Annotated in this window: 2 protein-coding genes; both read left to right on the forward strand. The window is 47.0% G+C overall.

All coding sequences use genetic code 11. The annotated features are described in order from the left end of the window. Window positions 1-1,180: sensor histidine kinase (locus tag GRP75_RS24630; protein WP_160790635.1), on the forward strand; the 1,180-nt coding region annotated here is incomplete at its 5' end. Continuing rightward, entirely contained in the window at window positions 1,173-2,276 is a 1,104-nt protein-coding gene (locus tag GRP75_RS24635) for a response regulator transcription factor (RefSeq protein ID WP_028541314.1), read from the forward strand. The genes GRP75_RS24630 and GRP75_RS24635, both read left to right, overlap by 8 nt. The last annotated feature ends 63 nt before the right edge of the window (window positions 2,277-2,339 follow it).

A 2,339-nucleotide genomic window follows, 5' to 3' on the forward strand; every position in this document is an offset into this window, starting at 1 on the left:
GTCCGATTACTTTCGTTCCAGCGATCCAGATGCGCCCAAATCTTATTATTTTTTAGATAACGAAATGCGCGTGGCGGTGGCAGAAGACAATGAGATGCTTATGAATCCGGTGAATCCACAGCTAGGTGAGGCCATCCAACGTTGTGCGCCTAATGCATCCCAAGGAACGTGCTCATTCGAGGATGAGGGCAATCTGGTAACGGTCACTGATTATACCCGGATGGATTGGAAGTTGGTCAATATCGTATCTCTTAGCCTGCTTACGGCTGATGTCCGGCAAAATGTTAGATTGTCGCTCTTAATCGGCGTATTGTGCCTTGTTTTTTCCTGGCTGGGCGCTAGCTTTCTATCCAAAATGGTCGTTAGCCCTCTCGAACATCTGACTAGGGCCATGCGAAAAGTAGTAACTGGTGACTTGCAAGCGGTTACGACAGTCCGCACAGAGGATGAGATCGGTACGATTGCTGAAGCGTTTAACTTTATGGTAAGAAGAGTTCGGGAGCTGCTGGATGAGGTAAGGCAGGAACAGAACCGTAAGCGTGAATATGAGCTCGCACTGATAAGCGCCCAAATTAAACCGCATTTTCTGTACAACACTTTGGATACCATTTATGCACTCAATGAGTTAGATCGTAATGATGAGGCTAGAGATACTACAAAAGCGCTAGCAGATTTTTATCGAATGGTGCTGAACAAGGGACGGGAATTAATTACTTTAGAAAAGGAAGCTCAGATTACTGATGATTACCTGACGATTTTGCAAATCCGTTATCCCGATGTGTTTCGCTATGAAGTGGATATCCCTGCCGAGCTTGCAGGTACACCTATCCCGAAGCTCTCGCTTCAGCCGCTTGTCGAGAATTCGATTTACCATGGTCTTAAGAAGAAAGGAACAAAAGGTTTTATCCGTATTTTTGCCTTTAAACAGGGTGATAAGGTGATCGTTCGGGGGGAGGACAACGGTGTGGGAATGGATGAATTCCAAGTTCAGACAATTATGTCCAGACATTTACCGAAAGAAGGAATACGATCAATCGGTACCTACAGTGTTCAGCAACGACTGAGTCTGTATTTTGGCGAGGAGTATGGGATATCCGTTCAAAGTATTCTCGCGGAGGGAACAACTGTTGACCTGTCGTTGCCGATGCTGCCAAAGGGGAGTGAACACCAAGATGTATAAAGTGATGATTGTCGATGATGAGCCGCTGTTCCGAGACTTTCTGCGTATAAAGATAGATTGGGAAAGTCATGGTTTTCGGGTTTGCTGCGAAGCAAGGAACGGACAGGAAGCACTTCAAGAAGCCGAGCGGCATCAGCCGCATCTCGCCCTCGTAGATATCAATATGCCCTTCATTGATGGAATTGAATTAGCCGAGAGGTTGAAAGTCAAGTTCGAACGCATCGTTATTGTATTCATATCTGGACATAACGAATTTGAATACCTACAGAAGGCGGTTCGAACCGGAGTGCAGGATTATTTGTTGAAGCCGTTCAATGCAGAAGAAATGCTCTCGATGTTGGAACGTATTAAGCCGAAACTACCGGTGTTTCTGCAGGAGAGCGAAAGTACCGAGTGGGGTCATGGTAGCGAAGCGTTGCACGGCAGAGCAAGTATGCCTGATTTGGGCCATCTGCGTGATGCAGTCGTGCTAGACCTTCGATTGAAAGACAGTGAAACGTTAGAGGAAGTCCGTAAGGCAATCCAGCAGCTTAGTATATATAAGTGGGGGGATGAATACGCGGACGCGATGCTTATGGGAATCGTATCTCTAGCACTTTCCTTTGCAAGTGAACGCGGCATTCCTTATGATCGGCTATGGGATGAAGGTTTGAACAAGTCTCCTTACGACCGGCTCCGGGAGTTAGATTCCTGGGAGGCTGCTGAAGGATGGATGCTCGCTTTGTACCGCAGGCTGATCCAATTGATGGAGAATATGCACTCTACGAAGGCTTCCAATCTTTTTGCTGCGGCGATCACCTATATCGAGGAGCATTATGCAGACACAGAGTTGTCTGCTGAGCAGGTTTCGTGCGGGGTTTTCGTCGATCCCAGCTATCTGCGGCGCGTCTTCCGCAAGGAGTCCGGCTTCTCCATAGTGGATCATATTACACATATTCGGATGAAGAAGGCTAAGGAGCTCTTACTGAACAGAAATCGGAAGTTGGCGGAAATCGCTGAAAGTGTTGGATACAGTGACCCCAATTATTTCAGCAAATGCTTCAAGAAACGCTTTGGCATGACACCGACTGAATATGAGCAACTCCAAAAAAGGTAGCTCTTGACCTGCGAGGCAGAACAACATCGATTTAAGCCTTGCGGTTTTCCTATACGGAGAACC

Origin of the sequence: Paenibacillus sp. OT2-17 (assembly GCF_009827695.1) — a bacterium.
In the GTDB taxonomy this organism is placed as follows: domain Bacteria; phylum Bacillota; class Bacilli; order Paenibacillales; family Paenibacillaceae; genus Paenibacillus; species Paenibacillus polymyxa_B.